Source organism: Bacillus sp. Leaf49, from assembly GCF_001426125.1.
Taxonomy (GTDB): domain Bacteria; phylum Bacillota; class Bacilli; order Bacillales; family Bacillaceae; genus Bacillus; species Bacillus altitudinis.
In genome coordinates this window covers 198,628-216,900 of record NZ_LMRK01000023.1, presented here as the reverse complement: position 1 = coordinate 216,900, position 18,273 = coordinate 198,628, and the positions used below count along the sequence as shown (strand labels likewise).

General features: G+C 40.4%; 22 protein-coding genes and 1 pseudogene. 17 read left to right on the top strand and 6 right to left on the bottom strand.

Going from position 1 to position 18,273, the window contains the following annotated elements:
* Positions 1–31 precede the first annotated feature (31 nt).
* Together ASG46_RS17195 and ASG46_RS21010 are read left to right on the top strand one after the other, a co-directional pair.
* Positions 32–1,372 (top strand): MFS transporter, encoded by a 1,341-nt coding sequence (locus tag ASG46_RS17195; protein WP_056705293.1) that lies wholly within the window; start codon positions 32–34, stop codon positions 1,370–1,372.
* A 128-nt stretch (positions 1,373–1,500) separates the two neighbouring features.
* The gene (locus tag ASG46_RS21010; protein WP_017358037.1) at positions 1,501–1,641 is read left to right on the top strand and encodes a GapA-binding peptide SR1P; all 141 of its coding nucleotides are present in this window, start codon (positions 1,501–1,503) and stop codon (positions 1,639–1,641) included.
* 110 nt (positions 1,642–1,751) lie between these two features.
* On the opposite strand, the gene ASG46_RS17190 is transcribed toward ASG46_RS21010, so the two are convergent.
* The 4 genes and pseudogenes from ASG46_RS17190 to sigK all read right to left on the bottom strand — a co-directional run bounded on the left by ASG46_RS17190 (position 1,752) and on the right by sigK (position 4,742).
* Entirely contained in the window at positions 1,752–2,453 is a 702-nt protein-coding gene (locus tag ASG46_RS17190) for a FadR/GntR family transcriptional regulator (protein WP_008342522.1), read from the bottom strand.
* Between the two features lie 230 nt (positions 2,454–2,683).
* A pseudogene (locus ASG46_RS21005) lies at positions 2,684–2,835 on the bottom strand (RNA polymerase subunit sigma-70); the annotation flags it as partial.
* Positions 2,836–2,863: 28 nt separating this feature from the next.
* Positions 2,864–3,523 (bottom strand): hypothetical protein, encoded by a 660-nt coding sequence (locus ASG46_RS17185; RefSeq protein WP_008342520.1) that lies wholly within the window; start codon positions 3,521–3,523, stop codon positions 2,864–2,866.
* A gap of 490 nt (positions 3,524–4,013) precedes the next feature.
* Positions 4,014–4,742, bottom strand: a complete 729-nt coding sequence (sigK, locus tag ASG46_RS17180; protein ID WP_058014952.1) for an RNA polymerase sporulation sigma factor SigK — start codon at positions 4,740–4,742, stop codon at positions 4,014–4,016.
* A 231-nt stretch (positions 4,743–4,973) separates the two neighbouring features.
* Here sigK and ASG46_RS17175 point away from each other — a divergent pair, with 231 nt between their 5' ends.
* The 4 genes from ASG46_RS17175 to ASG46_RS21180 all read left to right on the top strand — a co-directional run bounded on the left by ASG46_RS17175 (position 4,974) and on the right by ASG46_RS21180 (position 8,030).
* A complete protein-coding gene (locus ASG46_RS17175; protein ID WP_007501361.1) occupies positions 4,974–6,095 on the top strand; it encodes a response regulator aspartate phosphatase in 1,122 nt (373 codons plus the stop codon).
* 166 nt (positions 6,096–6,261) lie between these two features.
* Positions 6,262–7,002, top strand: a complete 741-nt coding sequence (locus ASG46_RS17170; RefSeq protein ID WP_056705291.1) for a polysaccharide deacetylase family protein — start codon at positions 6,262–6,264, stop codon at positions 7,000–7,002.
* A 71-nt stretch (positions 7,003–7,073) separates the two neighbouring features.
* On the top strand, positions 7,074–7,802 hold the full coding sequence (locus tag ASG46_RS17165; protein ID WP_235562251.1) for an SGNH/GDSL hydrolase family protein: 729 nt from the start codon (positions 7,074–7,076) through the stop codon (positions 7,800–7,802).
* Between the two features lie 78 nt (positions 7,803–7,880).
* Positions 7,881–8,030 (top strand): hypothetical protein, encoded by a 150-nt coding sequence (locus ASG46_RS21180; RefSeq protein WP_003217499.1) that lies wholly within the window; start codon positions 7,881–7,883, stop codon positions 8,028–8,030.
* A 136-nt stretch (positions 8,031–8,166) separates the two neighbouring features.
* Here ASG46_RS21180 and ASG46_RS17160 read toward each other — a convergent pair whose 3' ends face one another.
* The gene (locus ASG46_RS17160) at positions 8,167–8,307 is read right to left on the bottom strand and encodes a sporulation histidine kinase inhibitor Sda (protein WP_003217327.1); all 141 of its coding nucleotides are present in this window, start codon (positions 8,305–8,307) and stop codon (positions 8,167–8,169) included.
* Positions 8,308–8,669: 362 nt separating this feature from the next.
* Here ASG46_RS17160 and ASG46_RS17155 point away from each other — a divergent pair, with 362 nt between their 5' ends.
* Genes ASG46_RS17155 through ASG46_RS17120 form a run of 8 tightly spaced genes read left to right on the top strand, consistent with a single transcriptional unit; the run spans position 8,670 to position 13,687 of the window.
* Entirely contained in the window at positions 8,670–9,191 is a 522-nt protein-coding gene (locus ASG46_RS17155) for a YqeG family HAD IIIA-type phosphatase (RefSeq protein ID WP_008356191.1), read from the top strand.
* 2 nt (positions 9,192–9,193) lie between these two features.
* Positions 9,194–10,294 (top strand): ribosome biogenesis GTPase YqeH, encoded by a 1,101-nt coding sequence (gene yqeH, locus ASG46_RS17150; RefSeq protein WP_041506921.1) that lies wholly within the window; start codon positions 9,194–9,196, stop codon positions 10,292–10,294.
* A gap of 21 nt (positions 10,295–10,315) precedes the next feature.
* On the top strand, positions 10,316–11,158 hold the full coding sequence (aroE, locus tag ASG46_RS17145; protein ID WP_019743209.1) for a shikimate dehydrogenase: 843 nt from the start codon (positions 10,316–10,318) through the stop codon (positions 11,156–11,158).
* Positions 11,152–11,442: a ribosome assembly RNA-binding protein YhbY gene (gene yhbY / locus ASG46_RS17140; RefSeq protein WP_008342507.1), complete on the top strand. Its 291-nt coding sequence runs from the start codon at positions 11,152–11,154 to the stop codon at positions 11,440–11,442. The genes aroE and yhbY overlap by 7 nt, the downstream gene beginning before the upstream one ends.
* Positions 11,443–11,455: 13 nt before the next feature.
* The gene (locus ASG46_RS17135) at positions 11,456–12,025 is read left to right on the top strand and encodes a nicotinate-nucleotide adenylyltransferase (protein WP_008342505.1); all 570 of its coding nucleotides are present in this window, start codon (positions 11,456–11,458) and stop codon (positions 12,023–12,025) included.
* The gene (yqeK, locus tag ASG46_RS17130; RefSeq protein WP_017358029.1) at positions 12,015–12,578 is read left to right on the top strand and encodes a bis(5'-nucleosyl)-tetraphosphatase (symmetrical) YqeK; all 564 of its coding nucleotides are present in this window, start codon (positions 12,015–12,017) and stop codon (positions 12,576–12,578) included. The genes ASG46_RS17135 and yqeK overlap by 11 nt, the downstream gene beginning before the upstream one ends.
* A gap of 12 nt (positions 12,579–12,590) precedes the next feature.
* Complete coding sequence (gene rsfS, locus ASG46_RS17125) at positions 12,591–12,947, top strand: ribosome silencing factor (RefSeq protein WP_008342502.1); 357 nt, start codon at positions 12,591–12,593, stop codon at positions 12,945–12,947.
* Entirely contained in the window at positions 12,944–13,687 is a 744-nt protein-coding gene (locus ASG46_RS17120) for a class I SAM-dependent DNA methyltransferase (RefSeq protein ID WP_019743210.1), read from the top strand. The genes rsfS and ASG46_RS17120 overlap by 4 nt, the downstream gene beginning before the upstream one ends.
* A 48-nt stretch (positions 13,688–13,735) precedes the next feature.
* Here the strand turns inward: ASG46_RS17120 and comER are convergent, their stop codons facing one another.
* Positions 13,736–14,584 (bottom strand): late competence protein ComER, encoded by an 849-nt coding sequence (gene comER, locus ASG46_RS17115; RefSeq protein WP_056705288.1) that lies wholly within the window; start codon positions 14,582–14,584, stop codon positions 13,736–13,738.
* Positions 14,585–14,674: 90 nt separating this feature from the next.
* On the opposite strand from comER, the gene ASG46_RS17110 reads away from it, so the two are divergent.
* From ASG46_RS17110 to ASG46_RS17100, 3 genes are all read left to right on the top strand, one after another.
* The gene (locus ASG46_RS17110) at positions 14,675–15,304 is read left to right on the top strand and encodes a helix-hairpin-helix domain-containing protein (RefSeq protein WP_017358027.1); all 630 of its coding nucleotides are present in this window, start codon (positions 14,675–14,677) and stop codon (positions 15,302–15,304) included.
* 65 nt (positions 15,305–15,369) lie between these two features.
* Positions 15,370–15,939: a ComE operon protein 2 gene (locus ASG46_RS17105; RefSeq protein WP_008342495.1), complete on the top strand. Its 570-nt coding sequence runs from the start codon at positions 15,370–15,372 to the stop codon at positions 15,937–15,939.
* The gene (locus ASG46_RS17100; protein WP_035702731.1) at positions 15,932–18,259 is read left to right on the top strand and encodes a DNA internalization-related competence protein ComEC/Rec2; all 2,328 of its coding nucleotides are present in this window, start codon (positions 15,932–15,934) and stop codon (positions 18,257–18,259) included. Before ASG46_RS17105 ends, ASG46_RS17100 begins: the two co-directional genes overlap by 8 nt.
* The last annotated feature ends 14 nt before the right edge of the window (positions 18,260–18,273 follow it).

Below are 18,273 nucleotides of genomic sequence, written 5' to 3'. Positions count from 1 at the left end.
TTGGATAAAGCAACTTGAAGGGGGAATCATGTTGAATCAACAAGCATTAGAAAAGTCGACGACTCGTAAAGTTACACTTCGCCTTATCCCATTTTTATCCTTATGTTTTGTTATCGCTATTTTAGATCGTGTGAATATTGGATTTGCTGCTCTTCAAATGAATGAAGATTTGGGATTTTCAAATGCTGTATTTGGACTTGGGGCTGGAATATTCTTTTTAGGGTATTTTTTATTAGAAGTTCCGGGAAGTGCCATTATGGCAAAGATCGGTGCGAGTAAATGGATCAGCCGAATTATGGTGACATGGGCAATTATTGCGATTTTCATGGCTTTTGTTCAAGAACCATGGCAGTTTTATACAGCACGTTTCTTATTGGGTGCGGCAGAAGCTAGCTTTTATCCATGTATGGTGTTTTATTTGAGCGGTTTTTATCAAACCAAACATCATGCCAAAGCCATTGCTGGATTTATGCTGGCGATTCCGGGAGCGAATGCCCTAGGTGCACCACTTTCTACATTTCTATTAGGTGTTGATTGGCTGGATATGTCTGGATGGCAGTGGCTGTTTATTTTAGAAGCGATTCCAGCACTCATTCTTGGAGTAATTGCATTCTTTTATTTGGATGACAAACTTGAAGATGTAAAATGGCTGAATCAAGATGAAAAAGAGTGGCTGATTCATGTCACAACAAAAGAAAAGCTTGAAAAGGAACAGGTCAAGCGATATACATTCACTCAAGCTTTAAAAGATCGAGATGTACTCATTTTATCGGCAGGCTATTTCTGCTGGATGGTTGGGTTTTACGGCATCAATATGTTTTTGCCGACAATCTCTAAAGGATTATCTGACACCATTTCCTTAAGTACGCAGGGAATGGGCTGGCTGTTAGGTTTCATGTATACCGTCGCTATCATTGTAATGGTGCTGGTCGGGAATCATTCTGACAAGAAAAACGAGAGGCGATGGCATGTATCTGCCTGCTTAACTGTCAGTGCGATGGCCATGATCATTAGCAGTTATATAGCAAATTCCAGTGTGATCTTATCCTTTGTGTTTTTAACCATTGCCTTGTGCGGAGCCTTTGGTGCTTATTCTCCATTTTGGGCCATTCCCCCTTCTTTTCTAACAGGAGCAGCCGCCGGTGGAGCGATCGCACTAATCAACAGTATTGGCAATCTTGGCGGTTTCTTTGGGCCATATATAGTCGGGTACATTAAGGATGTCACAGGTTCTTTTCACATCAGTATGATTTTTTTAGGTATTAGTATGATACTGGCTTCTTTTATTATTGTGTTTTTAGTTAAACAGTCAGGAAAAGCACTAGTTGTAAAAGCAAGTACAGAAAAATCCAGTATAGAAAAGTCTATTTAAACGAGGGTCATAAAAAAACTATGATGGAAGTAGTAAGGGGAAATATTGTGGTGATTTAGCTGTCAGGAGAAGTTCTGAAAAAAAACGAGACAATACATGAGAATAAAACGATTGGAGCTGAAAATTTCATGGAAAAAGAGACAAATGTACCACAAAATACGATCGTTTGCCGGGAATGTGGAGAAATCATTGACATCGCTTATGGCTCTGAAGGGGTTAAAGTCTTATACGGAATATGCGAAGGGTGCCGAGCATCGGAAAATAAATGAACTTAAAAAGACAAAGACGCATAACAGCAAGGCTTCTACTTGTTGTATGCGTCTTATTTTTCGATTAAACAAAAAGAAGCTTCTCATATCGTATTTGGAAGTGGAAGATCCTAGCTTTTCCAATATCGATCATATAGGTTTTGCATGTGGGCAGTCATACGTTTCACAGCTTCTGCTGCGTTCCGTTCTTCGAGTGCTTCTATAATCAGTTTATGCTCCTGAAAGTTGACCTCACGATAGTCAGAACGGGTAACGGTTCGATCACGTATAAACCTCCACATTTCCTGCTGCTTCATAGCGTTCGTAATGGAAGACATAAAGGTAATGAATAAATCATTATGTGATGCTTTTGCAATTCCCATATGTAGCTGCTCGTCAGTTGCCGGGACGTATACACCTGAATGTGTTTCTTCTTCCATCTTTTTGATGGTTTGTTTCAGTTCTAAAATATCTTCGTCAGTCGCTCTCAAAGCCGCAAAATGAATAATTAAAGGCTCGATATGCATTCTAGCTTCCACGATATCCTCAGGTGATGCCGATTTCATAGAGATGGACCCTTCATTGTGTATGGTCGTACTCTTAACGAAAACACCTTCTCCTTGACGTGAATAAATAATACCATTCATTTCTAGTGCACTGAGGGCTTGTCTAACAGGTGCGCGGCTGACACCAAATTGTTCGCATAATTCCCTTTCTGAAGGAAGTTTATCTCCTATTTGAAAAGAGCCTAACTGTATTTCAGAAAGGATCTGATTATAAATTTGTATGTATAATTTTTTATTGGAAACAGGATTGAATGTAATAGAAATCACCCCTCTTTATTTGTCATACAAGTATATTAATTATATACTTTTCAGATTTGAAGGGCAAAAAAATATACAAAAACCATATTTAAAATTAAAAGATAATCCATAAATGGTAAGAGCCTAAACAAATAAAAACAGACCTTATAAGGCCTGTTCTGTTGCAAAATGTTTTCTATTAAAATTCCCTGCTCATTTCGCCTTCTCTTTCTTTAACTTCAAACCGGACCGGTCATTTAGAGCTGAATGGTATCAGTCACATCTTCATTTTCAGATGTTAAGAAGGCAATTAATGAAATTTCGTTGCCTTCTTTATCCTGACCGATGGGGTCATGCAGAGAGACGTCTTTTTTGTTTTTTTAAGTGCGCGTAAATGCATGAGGATTTCATTATTAAAGTCAAAAGGGGGGGTGCAGAATTTAAAAATCGAATTTCACTTTTGCCCCATCATGCAATAATTCAGGTTCGTCATTTAGAAATACATCTCCTAAGTGAAGTGTGATTGAGCTCAAATCTGAAACATCATCTACAAGTAAAGGAACTACAACCATACCTTCATTTTCGACTTTACCATAAAAAGAACCAACACCTTTATCCGTATACAAATTAGACTCATTGACTTCAATTTGTTTTTTTGTATTAGTGGTAATAACTTTAACACCAGAAAACAAAACATCTTTATCGGAAGTGTTTTCAGTCGTGTAAGTGATTTGTATTCTATGATATTTATCTTTTTCATATTGATTATCAGAAAGAAGCTCTTTATCGTCTTCACCTAAATTACTGTATTCAAAAACTTTAATATCTTGTATTTTCATCTTAATAGGACTTAAATCTATTTCTTTTTGTTTGTTGTTTATCTTTTTTAAAGTCAGTGTTGACCCATTTTTATCTTTCTTCCACTCCCCAATCTTTGATAAGCGTCCTGACGTTGGTTTATTCTCTTTTTGTGCTGATTCTTTTGAAGCCTCTTTGCTCGTTTCTTCTTTTTTTGCTGGATCAGTTGAACTGTTAGTGTTACCGCAAGCAGTTAGAACTGCCATAAAGCATAAGAATAAAATTAGTTTAGCTTTTTTCATTAGTCTGCACCCTTCTATATACACATTTTAGTAATACAGGAAACATTATAATATAAAAAATATTAAATTGATGATTTTCGACAAAATAATACAAAATAATTCATGACTTATAGCATGGGTTTAAAGTCACAAAACATTCGGTGGTGAATTCGTATGTAACATTAAAAAGTGCTGATATTTCATTTGTGAAATTATTATAAGTCTGAATAGCTATTATTTTTCTAAACATAAAAGTTGAAATACAAAACTTATATGCAAACCGTTTGTCCTTCATTTTCCACAATTCTCTAAACAGTGGGGTGTAATCAGTTGATTTCCTTCATGTCTAAGTGCATGACCCAAAATTCATCACCAAAATCTTGCCATTGTTCTTGAGGGCTAAGGCGGCAGATATTATCAAAAGAAATGCAGCGAGACAGTAGCTTAGTGCCGAAATAAAAAACAGACCTAATAAGGTCTGTTTTTGTTAGAAGTTAGGGGAAGTTCATTTTCACTTCCCCTTCTCCCGCTTCCGTTTCTCCTTCTCTGCCCGGTAAAACTCATGAAACATCTTCATCAGTGCGCGTTTCTCTATCCGAGACACATAGCTCCGCGATATCCCGAGCTCTTTGGCTATTTCCCGCTGTGTTTTTTCTTTCTTTAAGTCCAAACCGAACCGGCCGACGATCACTTCTTTTTCCCGGCCGTCGAGAATGTCGATATACTCCTTTACTTTTTCAAGCTCCATGTTGAGCTGAATGGTATCAATCACATCTTCATTTTCAGATTTTAAGACATCAATTAATGAAATTTCGTTGCCTTCTTTATCCTGACCAATGGGGTCATGCAAGGAGACGTCTTTTTTCGTTTTTTTGAGCGCGCGTAAGTGCATGAGAATTTCATTTTCAATACACCGCGCAGCATATGTTGCCAGCTTTGTTCCTTTTCCAGAGGAATAGCTTTCGATGGCTTTAATGAGTCCGATCGTCCCGATGGAGATGAGGTCTTCAGCGTCTTCCCCGGTATTTTCAAATTTCTTGACAATATGGGCGACGAGCCGAAGGTTATGTTCAATCAGCATGTTTCTTGCGTGTTCATCGCCCTCTGCCATAAGGGCTAAGTATTTTTTCTCATCATCTCCCGAAAGGGGTTGTGGAAAGGCATTGTTTTTGACATAGGACACTAAAAACACCAATTCTTTGACCATCAATCCCATCGCTGTAAATACTCCTGCCACGATTTTCACCTCCACCATGTTTAGGCCGTTGCCTATATCCTCAAATGTATGTGAAGGAAGGATTGTCTGTGTCTGTACGATGAAAAAATCATCTTATTTGAAAGAAACGTGCTTCTATGCGTATGTTTTTGCTGCCCCTCTCATATGTTTGCGGTTTCTTTGCGGTGCTTGGCGGTCTAGAAGCGTGCTAAAATATGTAATATTAGACCGAAAAGGAAGGGGTTTTTTCGGAACATGGGGAAGGTTCTTTCTTCACATGTCGGTATGAAAATTAATGAATGGTATCGAATGATACGGCAGTTCAGTGTTCCAGATGCGGAAATCTTGAAAGCGGAAGTAGAAGCGGAAATTGAACGTATGGAAGAGGACCAGCATTTACTGATTTATTATCAGCTCATGTGTTTTCGGCACCAAATTATGCTCGACTATATACACCCTTCAAAATATCAACCTTTCTCAGTATCTAACCTTGTCGATAAAATCGAAAATTCCAATCATGAGTTATCTGATATGCTGCATTATTACCATGCATTTTTTCGTGGCATGCATGAGTTTAGTCAAAAAGAATATTTGGAGGCCGTCAAATATTATCGTATGGCAGAAAAACAGCTGTCTATGGTATTTGATGATATTGAGCAGGCTGAGTTTCATTTTAAAGTAGCAGAAGCCTACTATATAATGAAACAAACGCATGTCTCCATGCACCATATTTTAAAAGCGCTTGAAATATACGATCAGCATGATGCATATTCCATTCGCATTATTCAGTGCCTCTTTGTCATCTCGGGAAATTATCAAGATTTAAAACGTAAAGATCGAGCACTGCCTCACTTGAAAAAGGCGAAACAACTCGCATCCGAAATTGATCACCCGCGCATCTATAGCTCAGCACTCTATAATTTAGGGAAATGTTACGGGGAGTTAGGATATCGAGAAGAAGCAGAACGATATTTAACCGAATCGGCTGACCTCGCCAAAAAAGAGCTGCTTCCCACGCTGCCTCATACACTTTATACACTGGCCAAGCTACTTTTTAGACAAAATGAGCAGACTGAAGCAAGGCGCATATTAGAGGATGGGAAATTGGCCGCAAAGAAGCATGAAGACCAGCTGTTCTGTCATATGTTTGAGTATCTGGATGCTTTATATGTTCAGGAAATCAATGAAGAACAACTGCAAAAAACCATTGATTATTTGGAAAAACTTAGCCTATACTCTTATATAGAGGATATCTCACTAGAAATTGCGACAGCCTTAGAAACCTCTCAACAATACCAGAAGTCCAACCAGTATTATCAAAAATTGCTATGGGCTCAAAATCAAATCCAAGAAGGAGAGTGTCTGTATGAATTCTAAGCAACGTTCGACAGTTGAAGAGAGAAACCAAACGTGAGACAAAAAGCGGGCCTGATGGGCCGGCTTTTTTTATGTGAAAAAGAAGCGTAGACGATCACGAAACTTGAATGAATTCATCAGAAAGCGGGCAATTTAATGTGTAATGATGTTCTGTGGAGGCGGTCTGATGAAAGGGTTGCATATCTTGTTATGTATATTGGTATTATGCGCTTTTGTTCCTGGTAACATAGAGGCGCGTACATTAAAAAGAATCGACCTAGAAAAAACGGGACGAGCCTTTTGGGACATGAGAGAGGAACGGAAAAAGATTGCGTTAACCTTTGATGATGGGCCTCATCCGGTATACACAAATCAAATACTAGATGTACTGAGAGAGCATGAAGTGAATGCTAGCTTTTTTGTCATCGGAAGCCGTATTCATGCATATCCCCTGCTCGCAGAGCGGATTGTGAGCGAAGGAAATGAGCTTGGCAATCACACGATGAACCATACGTATTTTGACCTTTTGTCATCGAAAGAAATCAAGCAAGAATTAAAAGAATCAGCGGCTCATATCGCTTCACTCCAGCCTGGCGGACCCTTATTATTTCGTCCCCCGGGCGGGCGCTTGACGATGAAGTCATTCCGCATTCTTTCTAAGCAAGGATACGATGTCGTGATGTGGTCCTTTACGCAAGATCCGAAGGACTGGTCTAGGCCAGGTGCACACAAAATTGCCAGCCGTATTATTGAGAATATTCAGGGCGGTGATATCATCCTTTTACATGATGGCGGAGGAAATCGTAAGCAGACAGTAGAAGCGCTGAAACAAGTTGTACCTGAACTAAAGAAAAGGGGCTATGAGTTTGTGAAAGTAAGCGAACTACTGCACCATAACAGAGATTATCTGCCGGTTCAATTACAATAAGAAACAGTCATTCATTGAAACCAAAAGTCTTGTCGTTTACTATATGAAGAGGGCTTTTGGAGGTGAATGTTGTGAAGAAATATGTTTTCCTTTTCATCCTGTTATGTGTTGCTGCTGGGTGCTCAAAACCAGTGCAGGAAAGTGTGATTGCATTTGGTGACAGTAACACAAGAGGATCGAACTGGGATTTTCGAGATTATCCCACATCTGAAAAATGGGTGAATCTCATGAAAAACGTCGAGCGCGGCCAAATCAAGGTACAGAATGCCGGGATTGGCGGGCAGACAACAGAAGATGCGAAGCTTCGCTTTGAGCAGGATATTTTAAAACAAAAACCAACTTACGTCCTCATCATGTTCGGAACAAATGATGCGGCGATTCTAGACGGGAAACATCCCCGTGTGACCAAAAAACGATTTAAAGAAAACTTATCCTACTTCATTTCTGAAAGTAGGAAAGAGGGAATTACCCCGATCCTCATGACGTGCGTGCCTGTGGTGGAAGGAGGCAAAAAGGGCTTGTATTATTATTCTAGATATAAGTCATCTTATTTTGCTGAGAGAGGCGGGGCGAGAGCTTGGCAAAACTCATACAATGACATCACAAGACAAGTAGCTGAAAAACAGCAAGTGCCGCTTGTCGACAATTGGAAAGCGTTCATCCGAGAAGCGGGTGAAGATAGTGACAGCGCCTTGATTCAGTCTGGCCTCATTGACCCTTCTGGCAATCATATGACACCAAAAGGGGCAAGAATCATTTATAACGAAATTAAAGAGCGTGATGTCATTAAACATTTTTAAATGCAGGCCATCAGCCTAAACAAGACGATCCATCCAGCATAGTCTAACAGTATATCTTCTTAGAAGGAGGTAACTGATATGTGGGGATGTCCTTATCCTTACCCTGCGTGTTCACCTTATCCAGCTCAAGGAGCAGGAATCGGTTACGCTTTTCTTGTTGTGTTCCTTGTCGTCATTTTGGTCGTAGGTGGAGGGTTATGGTTTTGGAATGAACAGCCTTGCAAATAAGACACCTCTTCTTTGATCAGAAGGGGTGTTTTTTACGGAAAATAGTAGTAAGCCTATAGCGCAAGTGATATAATATCAGTCACCTGAGTTTAAAAAAGGAGAGTGCTCGGGAGGCATGGTTCCTGGATATATGGAATTAAGAGGAAACAGAGAGCATATGCCCGAGCGAACGTCTTTTCATTTCTGTCTCAATTAATTCAATGAAGTCGCGATTTAAGTTCATTTCATTTGCTTTATAATACGATTCTATAAGTAAATCATCTGACAGCTTTTTCATACTAGAAACCCATATGATGGGAAAAACACCTCCCCTGAAAAAGTTGGCATAAAACTTGAGGAAAAGACATATCATCATAGGTTGATCGAATGTCTTTGAAGTACCTTTAATCTACCATGAATGGGAAACAAGAACAATCGTTCTGTTATCCACATGGTTAAGTGGATAACTTGTGGGTAGAGTGTTTATAATTGAATGAAAGCGTGATGAAATATAGGTGGATAATGTGTGTAAAATTATCCACACCTGTTGAAGGTCCTCATCATATGTCGAAAACTTTTTCATTGTATTCGATAGACAGACAAATTGTGATTTGATTCGACACAATCGCTGAAAAACCAATGGAAGAAAGGGTGCAAATTGTGCTAAAGAAGTATTTCTTACCGGATGAATTTGTGAAAAGTATTTTCCACATTTCGCCGCAAAAACTAAAAGAACGAAATGTAAAAGGAATTATTACGGATTTAGATAACACACTAGTAGAATGGGATCGTCCAAGTGCGACCCCGCGTTTAATTGAATGGTTTCAAGAGATGAAAGATCACGGGATACAGGTGACGATTGTATCGAACAATAATGAAAAAAGGGTCAAGCTTTTTTCTGAGCCGGTTCATATCCCGTTTATTTATAAAGCGAGAAAACCGATGGGAAGAGCCTTTAATAAGGCCGTCGCTGATATGCAATTGAAGAAAGAAGATGTGGTTGTCATTGGCGATCAGCTTATGACAGATGTGCTTGGCGGAAACAGGCATGGCTTCCATACCATTTTGGTTGTACCTGTTGCGGCATCGGACGGATTTTTCACGAAGTTTAACAGGCAGATTGAACGCAGAATTTTAGGAGCCTTAAAGCGTAAGGGCCACATTCAGTGGGAGGAAGAGTAATAATGGAAAAGGTTGTTTGTATTGGCTGCGGTGTAGCCATTCAGACGGAAGATAAAGATCAATTAGGATATGCGCCGGCAGCATCTCTATTGAAAGAAGATGTGATCTGTCAGCGCTGTTTTAGGTTAAAGAACTACAATGAAATTCAGGATGTATCTTTAACAGAAGACGACTTTTTAAATATTTTACACAGCATTGGCGAGACTGATTCTCTGATCGTCAAGGTCGTTGATATTTTTGACTTTAACGGAAGCTGGATTAATGGACTGAGCCGTATTGTTGGTGGTAATCCCATTTTACTTGTCGGCAACAAGGTAGATATTTTACCGAAATCCGTGAAAAAAGACCGTCTTGTTCAATGGATGAAGCGGGAAGCAAAAGAAAATGGGCTCAATCCGATTGATGTGTTTTTAATCAGTGCGAGCAGAGGACAAGGTGTGCCTGAGGTTATGGAGGCCATTGATCATTACCGTGAGGGCAGAAATGTCTATGTTGTCGGCTGTACAAATGTTGGGAAATCAACATTTATTAACCGCATTATCAAAGAGGTGTCTGGAGAAGAGAATGTGATTACCACATCCCAATACCCAGGGACAACACTTGATGCGATTGAAATCCCGCTTGATGACGGGTCTGCTTTATTCGATACACCGGGGATCATCAACCGACATCAAATGGCGCACTATGTCGGCAAAAATGACTTAAAGATCTTAACGCCGAAAAAAGAATTGAAACCGAGAACGTTCCAGTTAAATGAAGCTCAAACGCTTTACTTTGGCGGACTGGCTCGATTTGATTATGTAAAAGGCGGCAGAACATCCTTTGTCTGCTATATGCCAAATGAACTCAACATTCATAGGACGAAGATGGAGAATGCAGATGACTTATATGAAAAGCATGCAGGTGAGCTGCTTTCACCGCCATCAAAAGAGGGAATGGAAAATTTCCCGCCGCTCGTTCCGCACACTTTCACCATCGATCAGCCAAAAATGGACATTGTCTTTTCAGGATTAGGCTGGGTGACGGCAAATGATGCTGAGAAACAAATCAAAGTGTATGCGCCAAAAGGCGTGCACGTGTTTATGAGACGTTCGTTAATTTAAATGTTCAGAGGGGGAGAGACCTTGAAACCTTTATACGGAGTAATCGGTAACCCTGTTGGCCATTCAATGTCTCCAGATATTCATAATGCAGCATTAAAGGATGCTGGAATTGATGGACATTATCATGGCTTTCAAGTAGAAAATGATGACCTGAAAGATGCGATTAGCGGCATGAAAGCGTTAGGAATCAGCGGCATTAACGTCACTGTTCCGCACAAGGTAGACATCATGAAGTACCTCGACAAAATTGATGTGACAGCTGAACGCCTTGGTGCCGTCAATACGGTGCGTCTCGAAGGAGATCAGCTCGTTGGGTACAATACAGATGGAGAAGGCTTTCTTCATTCATTGCTTGAAGCGTTGGATCAGCCGTTATCAGAGCTGTCATTTCTCCTGCTTGGTGCTGGTGGAGCAGCAAGAGCGATTTACACGACAATTGCTGAGTATGCACCGAAACAATTTGATATCGCCAACCGCACCATTGAAAAAGCTGAGGCTTTAATTGAAAGTGCCGATGGGAAAATCACATCTCGTGCCATTGCATTAAATACAGCAGAAGAGCGGCTTGGGGAATATGATGTCATCATCCATACGACCTCAATTGGTATGTATCCGAATGTTGAAGAAACCCCAATTTCTTTAGCGAACGCAAAAAAAACAGCGGTCGTTTGTGATATTGTGTATAATCCAATAGAAACAAAGCTGCTAAGCGAAGCAGCCGGGTTAGGTTTGAAAACAGTCGATGGCGTCGGCATGTTTGTTGGTCAGGCGGTAAGAGCCTTTGAACTGTGGACGGGCATTACACCTGACGCCCGAAAAATGAAGTCAATTGTCATAGAGAAATTAGGAGGAACACCATGTTAAAAGGTAAGCAAAAACGTTTTTTACGTGCGCAAGCACATCATTTATCACCTATTTTTCAAGTTGGAAAAGGCGGGGTAAATGACAATATGGTCAAGCAAATTTCCGAGGCGCTTGAAGCAAGAGAACTTTTGAAAGTCAGCGTATTGCAAAACTGCGACGAGGACAAAACAGAGGTTGCAAAAGCACTTGTAAAAGGTGCAAAAGCTGAACTCGTTCAAACGATCGGAAATGTGATTGTCCTTTATAAGGAATCAAAGGAAAATAAACAAATTAAGCTGCCGTAAAGGTGGATATGATATGAAAAAAATAGGGTTGTTCGGCGGTACGTTTGATCCCCCGCATAATGGGCATTTGCTGATGGCAAGTGAGGTGCGTTTCCAAGTAGGGCTTGATGAAATTTGGTTTATCCCAAATCACAAGCCCCCTCATAAAACGGGCCGAAAACGAGCAGAGAGTCATCACCGCGTAAAAATGGTGGAAAAAGCGATTCAGACAAATCCTCATTTTCGAGTTGAGCTTATTGAAATGGAGCGGGAGGGCCCATCTTATACAGTAGATACGGTTGAGCTGTTAAAGAAGCGCCATCCTGAAGATGAGTTCTTTTTTATGATTGGAGCGGACATGGTCGAGTATTTGCCGAAATGGCATAGAATCGATGATTTGCTTCAGATGATCACCTTTATTGGGATGAAAAGACCAGGTTATGAAGGAAGTACGGCGTATCCTCTTTTGTTTGCAGATGTTCCGGCTTTTGATGTATCATCGACATTGATTAGGCAGCGAATGAAGCAGGGGAAACCTGTTGATTATTTGATTCCGAAAGCGGTTGAGTGTTATATAAAGGAGCATCATTTATATGAATCGTGAAGAAGCTTTAAACTGTGTCAAACAGCAGTTAACAGAGCATAGATATACACATACAATTGGGGTCATGGAGACGGCCATTTCATTAGCTGAACGTTTTGGTGCAGATGTGAAAAAAGCAGAGGTCGCAGCTATTTTCCACGATTATGCTAAATTTAGACCGAAAGAAGAAATGAAGGGCATCATCCAGCAAGAACAGATGAACCCTCTATTGCTTAAATATTCACCTGAGCTTTGGCATGCCCCAGTTGGTGCCTATTTGGTCAAAAAAGAAGTTGGAATTGACGACCAAGATATTTTAACAGCCATTGAATTCCATACGTCCGGCAGACCGAACATGACATTGCTTGAAAAAGTTATTTATGTCGCCGACTATATAGAGCCAGGACGCCATTTTCCTGGTGTAGAGGAAGTAAGAGAGTTAGCAGAGCAGGATTTGGACCTTGCCTTGATTCAATCTTTAAAAAACACCGTCAGCTTTTTAATGAAAAAGAATCAGCCAGTTTTCCCAGATACACTTGCTACTTATAACTCACTTGTGCAAAAGAACAACTAAGGAGGAATTTTGATGGATGCATCATCAATTTTAAACATCGCAGCAGGAGCGTGCGATGATAAACGGGCAGAGGACATTATTGCCCTGAATATGCAAGGGATCTCACTTGTTGCAGATTATTTTCTCATTTGTCACGGGAATTCTGACAAACAAGTACAGGCCATTGCAAGAGAAGTGAAACACCTTGCAGAAGAAGGCGGCATCGAAGTTAAAAAGATGGAAGGCTTTGACGAAGCAAGATGGGTCTTGATTGATTTAGGAGATGTCATTGCTCATGTGTTCCACAAAGAGGAAAGAGGATACTATAACTTAGAGAAGCTTTGGGGAGATGCGCCGAGAGAAACGCTTTCGCTTGGCATTAACTCATGATTTATCAAGGGTTTGCAGGTGTGTATGATGAGCTCATGACACATGCCCCTTATGATGAATGGGTTCAGTGGATACAGCGGTATATCAAGCCGAATAGTGCGATTATCGATGTAGGTTGTGGAACTGGAGAGATATCTGTTCGGTTAGCTGCAAAAGGCCACATGGTCACAGGAATTGACCTAAGTGAAGAGATGCTGGCATTTGCGCAGCAAAAAGCACAGGCTCATAAGCAGTCTATTCAATTTTTACATCAAGATATGAGAGAGCTTGAGGGGTTTGAACAAATTTTTCAAGCAGCGGTTATTTGCTGTGATTCTTTGAATTATCTAAAAAACGAAAATGACGTCAAAAAAACCTTTAAAAACATGTTTCAGCTTTTAGAGACAGGTGGGGTTTTATTGTTTGATGTTCATACCCCTTATAAAATGGAAGAGGTATTTCCTGGCTCTACTTATGCCGATCAAGATGAAGAAATCAGCTACATTTGGCAGAGTGATAAAGGAGATCATCCATTTTCAGTCATTCATGATTTAAGCTTTTTTGTAAAAGACGGAGACGTGTATGAGCGTTATGATGAAACGCACGAACAGCGTACATTTCCTTTTGAGACATATGCAGCGTTCCTTGAGTCCGCTGGCTTTGAACAGATTGAAGTGACCGCTGATTTTACAAATGAAGCACCTCAAGAATGTGCAGAAAGATATTTTATTTCAGCGAAGAAACCAAAAACCATCGTTTAATGGACGATGGTTTTTTTAAAACCCTTTTTTCGCTTGTTGCGAACATGTTTAATTTCTGAGATCATCAGTAAACACACTCGGTGGGTATTGATGCGCAACCGCTTCTAGATCCTCATCGAACTTGTCATGAGTGTTCTGGAAAAGCTGATGGAACATATCTTGAACACCTGCTTCAAGTGCTTTAATGCCCTCGCCGGTGACGCCGCCTTTTACACACACCTTCTGTTGCAGTGTAGGCAGGGTATACACCCTTTTTTCAATCAAACGACCAAGTCCTACAAGCATATCTTCTGATAAGGTGGTGGCTTCTTCTTTTGAAATATCCGTTTCTTCAACAGCGGCTTCAATCATTTTCTGAACAAGAAAGCTAATAAAGGCAGGACCGCAGCTGACAATATCTGAGGCTGCCCGTGTGATTGAATGATGAATTTCGATTGGTGTTGAAATGCGGGAAGCGAGTTGTCTGAGCGCTGCTTTTGTCGTGACATTGCATGATGAACCAAATGTTACAAGTGATGCGCCTGATAACGCGCGGTTGGTGATGCTTGGGATCAGTCTGGCTGTTTGACAAGGAACAATATCTTGAAGCTGTTCAGGATGAACCGGACTTGTAATGATGACAATGGTTTGCTGTTCTTTTAAAAGTGGGCTCAACTCTTTTAAAAGCGGATAAATATCAAGTGGTTTGACACAAACAAAGATGAAATCTTTATCTGTTACAGCTCCTGAAAGCTGTTTCGTCACTTCGACCTCTGGGTGATTCTTTTTTATATTGAACGCTTTTTCGATGGTCCGATTTGTAATGGTGATGGATGAGGGATTGACTGCTTTTGATTCAATAAATGCCTCAGTAAGTATGGTACCCATGTTTCCTGTACCGATTAACCCTATATTCAAACGTTCTCCCTCCTTAGACGCATAGGATCTGTTATCTTCTAAACAGTATGTGAAGCAGCGTGAAAATATGATTGAAAGAAGCGTGAACAAGTGAAGCAGCTCATTTCGTTGAAAAAATACAGTCTTTATCTGATAGCGGGAATCATTATCCTCGTCATCATCTGTTTCTGCTTTTTAGTAGGAAAAGAGAAAGATAGCGCCGAGCCAAGTGTATTGAAAGAACAACATGAAACGCAAGTCACATTAGAAGAAAAACAAGAGAGTGCAGAAAAAGAGCCAACATCCATCGTAGTAGAGGTCAAAGGAGCTGTACGGAAGCCGGGCGTTTATGCATTTATGGCTGAGGACAGAGTTGAAGAAGCCATTAAAAGAGCAGGTGGTTTTACGAGCAAGGCAGATACAGTTGACATCAATCAAGCAGCAAAATTAGAGGATAGTATGATGATTTATGTACGAAAGAAGGGGGAGGCTGACAAGCAGGGACAAACAGCAGCGGCTGATACGCCGCCGGGAAATGAACAGAGTCAAGGGGTGAATGTCAATCAAGCTGATGCAGCGGAATTGCAGACCATTAACGGAATAGGCCCAGCCAAAGCGGAAGCCATCATTGCGTATAGAGAAGAACATGGAGAATTTCAGCAAATTGAAGATTTACGGAATATTTCGGGTTTTGGAGAGAAGACCATTGAACGGCTTAAAAATCAACTGACGGTCAAGTAGAATTGACGGTATAGAAGAAAGGCATGTACACTTAATACCAACCATCATTCTGGAGGGATCAGCTCGTGGAGAGAATTTCATGGAATCAATATTTTATGGCTCAAAGCCATTTGCTTGCCTTGCGAAGCACCTGTGAGCGGCTAGCTGTTGGGGCAACGATCGTAAGAGACAAGCGCATCATCGCAGGTGGATATAATGGATCCATTGCCGGTGACGTGCATTGTGCAGATGTAGGATGCTATGTGATAGATCATCACTGCGTTCGTACAATCCATGCGGAGATGAACGCTATTTTACAATGTGCCAAATTTGGTGCACCAACGGCTGATGCTGAAATATATGTGACGCATTTTCCTTGCTTGCAGTGCTGTAAAGCGATTATTCAAGCAGGTATTCGAACAGTGTATTATGCGAAGGATTATAAAAATCATCCATATGCTGTTGATTTATTCGAACAAGCCGGAGTTCAAACAGAACAGGTTGAACTAGATGAGATGATTATTGACTTAAAAAACCAAGAAAAATTAGCCTTTGTTGCGGATTTAATAGGCAAACTAAGTGAATCAGGACGTAGCGAAACAGAAATTCGTCAAATGCATGAAAAGGCGAATCAATTATTTACTTCCTATGTTTAAGTATTTGCCGTTCGGGGCGATTTCAGCAGCTGCTGGAATTGCTCTGGCCGCATATCATCTTCATTTGTATTTTCTCCTTTTTCTTCTTGTATGTCTTCTTTTCAGTCTGCTGAAAAAAACACCCCAGCTCTTTTTAATGGTCAGTTTGTGTGGAACGATCTATATGCTCATTTTTATGGTGCATCAGTTTTTTGAAACGGATCATCCCATACAAGAAAAAGTATTTTCTCATTCGGTTGTGATTGAAACGATTCCGAAAATAGATGGCAATCGCTTTTCAGCGACTGTTTCATCAGAGAATGGTCGACTAGCGGCATTTTATACGATTCAAACGGAGCGTGAAAAAGAAGCGTTAAAAGATGTTGAGCCAGGTATGAGCTGTCATATGACAGGTGAGGTTCGGTTGCCTAAACATGCAACCATACCGAATGGCTTTCAATATGATCAATTTCTAAAAACAAAAGGCATTGATGCTATTTTCTTAACGCAGTCTATGAAAAGCTGCACGAAACATGACAGCCCTTCACATGACCTTTCATCTATTAGGCAGAAGGGGTTGAAATTTCTAGAAGATCACGTTCCGAAGAATTCTGTTGGGATTGTGCAGGCACTTATTTTTGGCGATCGTGATTTAATAGACCCTGATACATTAAGAGATTATCAAATGCTTGGCATCATTCATTTATTAGCCATTTCAGGACTTCATGTTCAAACATTGCTCGCTTGTCTATTTTGGTGTCTACTCCGTGCTGGCGTGACAAGAGAGACAGCGCGTATTCTTTTATTATCCTTTTTGCCGGTTTATGCTTGTTTAACAGGTGCTGCACCGTCTGTGTTAAGAGCCTGTCTCATGGCTGGAATTTATTTAGTCATCACAAGTCTGCCAAAAGAAATGAAACAGCCTTCTGCGGTCGTGTTAAGTGCAGCGTTCTTGCTTTTATTAGCCATTCAACCACTTTATATATTTGATGTCGGTTTTCAACTGTCATTTGTGGTGACCTTATTTATTTTGCTATCCACTAGTATTTTATCAAAAGCAAAAAGTTCGGTGATGCAGTTATTCCTCATTTCCTTGATTGCACAGCTTGCTTCGCTTCCTGTTCTTTTATATTATTTTCAACAATTTTCCTTGCTGAGTGTTCCTTTAAATATGATGTTTGTTCCTTTTTATACAATGGTTGTCATGCCTCTGTCCTTATTCTTTTTTCTTTTATCTATCATTTATCTTCCGCTTGGACAAACACTGTTTCAGCTGCTTGATTGGGTGATCCAGTTTAGTCATCAATTGTCTGCACACATGGCTGCTTACGATAGTCTTACTCTCATTTTTATGAAATCGACATGGTGGCATGTGCTCCTAGAGGTTTCCTCCATTGTTTTTCTATTCATTGTGATGGAATGTAAAACTTCTATCAAATCTTATCTTGTGCCGATTTTGATTCTCGTTTGTGTGCTGTCTGTACACTATTTCACGCCGAATTTTCTTCAAAAAGGAGAGGTCACGATGTTAGATGTAGGACAAGGGGATAGTTTGTTTATTCAGCTACCTTATCGAACCGGGCATATATTAGTCGATACAGGAGGCAGACTTTCTTTTGAAGAAGAGCCATGGAAAAAAAGACGTAAAGTATCTACAATTGGGGATCAAACGCTTATTCCATTTCTGCATTCTAAAGGCATAGCAAAACTTGATGTCCTCATCCTTACCCATGCAGATCAAGATCATATGGGAGAAGCGATGCGGTTAATAAAGCGAAATAAAGTCAAACGCCTTGCAATCCCAAAAGGCTTTGCTCGAAATCCAGAGGATGCGCAGCTTTTAAAGGAAGCGGCTGATCAAAGGATTCCTATAGATGAGTTAGAAAGAGGGGATCAGCTGAGAATTGGAGGACAAAAATTTGACGTTCTGCATCCCGCAAGTGACCAGGTGACGAGTAAAAATAATGATTCACTGGTCCTCACCTTTACGCTTGGCGGAAAGCGTTTTATGCTGACTGGGGATCTTGAACAAGAAGGGGAACGAGACATCATTCAAGCTTACCCTGAGCTACGAGCGGATGTCTTGAAGGTTGGGCATCACGGGAGTAAAGGATCAACAAGTGAAGAATGGCTTCAGCATTTGAACCCGTCATATGCACTGATTTCAGTAGGTGAACGAAATCGGTATCACCATCCTCATCAAGAAGTTTTGAAAAAATTAAATGATCATCAAACAAAGGTGTATCGTACAGATATTGATGGAAGTGTGACCTATGAATTTCTTGAAGAGGATGGAACATTTTACGCTCATCCTCCATATGATATCTTACAAAATCAATAAAAAAACTGCCAAAA

Bases quoted from the DNA above. Each gene is read 5' to 3' on its own strand.
- yhbY (WP_008342507.1), top strand. From the start codon at position 11,152: ATGTTAAAAGGTAAGCAAAAACGTTTTTTACGTGCGCAAGCACATCAT.
- rsfS (WP_008342502.1), top strand. From the start codon at position 12,591: ATGGATGCATCATCAATTTTAAACATCGCAGCAGGAGCGTGCGATGAT.
- ASG46_RS17100 (WP_035702731.1), top strand. From the start codon at position 15,932: ATGTTTAAGTATTTGCCGTTCGGGGCGATTTCAGCAGCTGCTGGAATT.
- ASG46_RS17120 (WP_019743210.1), top strand. From the start codon at position 12,944: ATGATTTATCAAGGGTTTGCAGGTGTGTATGATGAGCTCATGACACAT.
- yqeK (WP_017358029.1), top strand. From the start codon at position 12,015: ATGAATCGTGAAGAAGCTTTAAACTGTGTCAAACAGCAGTTAACAGAG.
- ASG46_RS21010 (WP_017358037.1), top strand. From the start codon at position 1,501: ATGGAAAAAGAGACAAATGTACCACAAAATACGATCGTTTGCCGGGAA.
- ASG46_RS21180 (WP_003217499.1), top strand. From the start codon at position 7,881: ATGTGGGGATGTCCTTATCCTTACCCTGCGTGTTCACCTTATCCAGCT.
- ASG46_RS17160 (WP_003217327.1), bottom strand. From the start codon at position 8,307: ATGAAAAAGCTGTCAGATGATTTACTTATAGAATCGTATTATAAAGCA.
- yqeH (WP_041506921.1), top strand. From the start codon at position 9,194: ATGGAAAAGGTTGTTTGTATTGGCTGCGGTGTAGCCATTCAGACGGAA.
- ASG46_RS17185 (WP_008342520.1), bottom strand. From the start codon at position 3,523: ATGAAAAAAGCTAAACTAATTTTATTCTTATGCTTTATGGCAGTTCTA.
- ASG46_RS17135 (WP_008342505.1), top strand. From the start codon at position 11,456: ATGAAAAAAATAGGGTTGTTCGGCGGTACGTTTGATCCCCCGCATAAT.
- ASG46_RS17175 (WP_007501361.1), top strand. From the start codon at position 4,974: ATGGGGAAGGTTCTTTCTTCACATGTCGGTATGAAAATTAATGAATGG.
- ASG46_RS17170 (WP_056705291.1), top strand. From the start codon at position 6,262: ATGAAAGGGTTGCATATCTTGTTATGTATATTGGTATTATGCGCTTTT.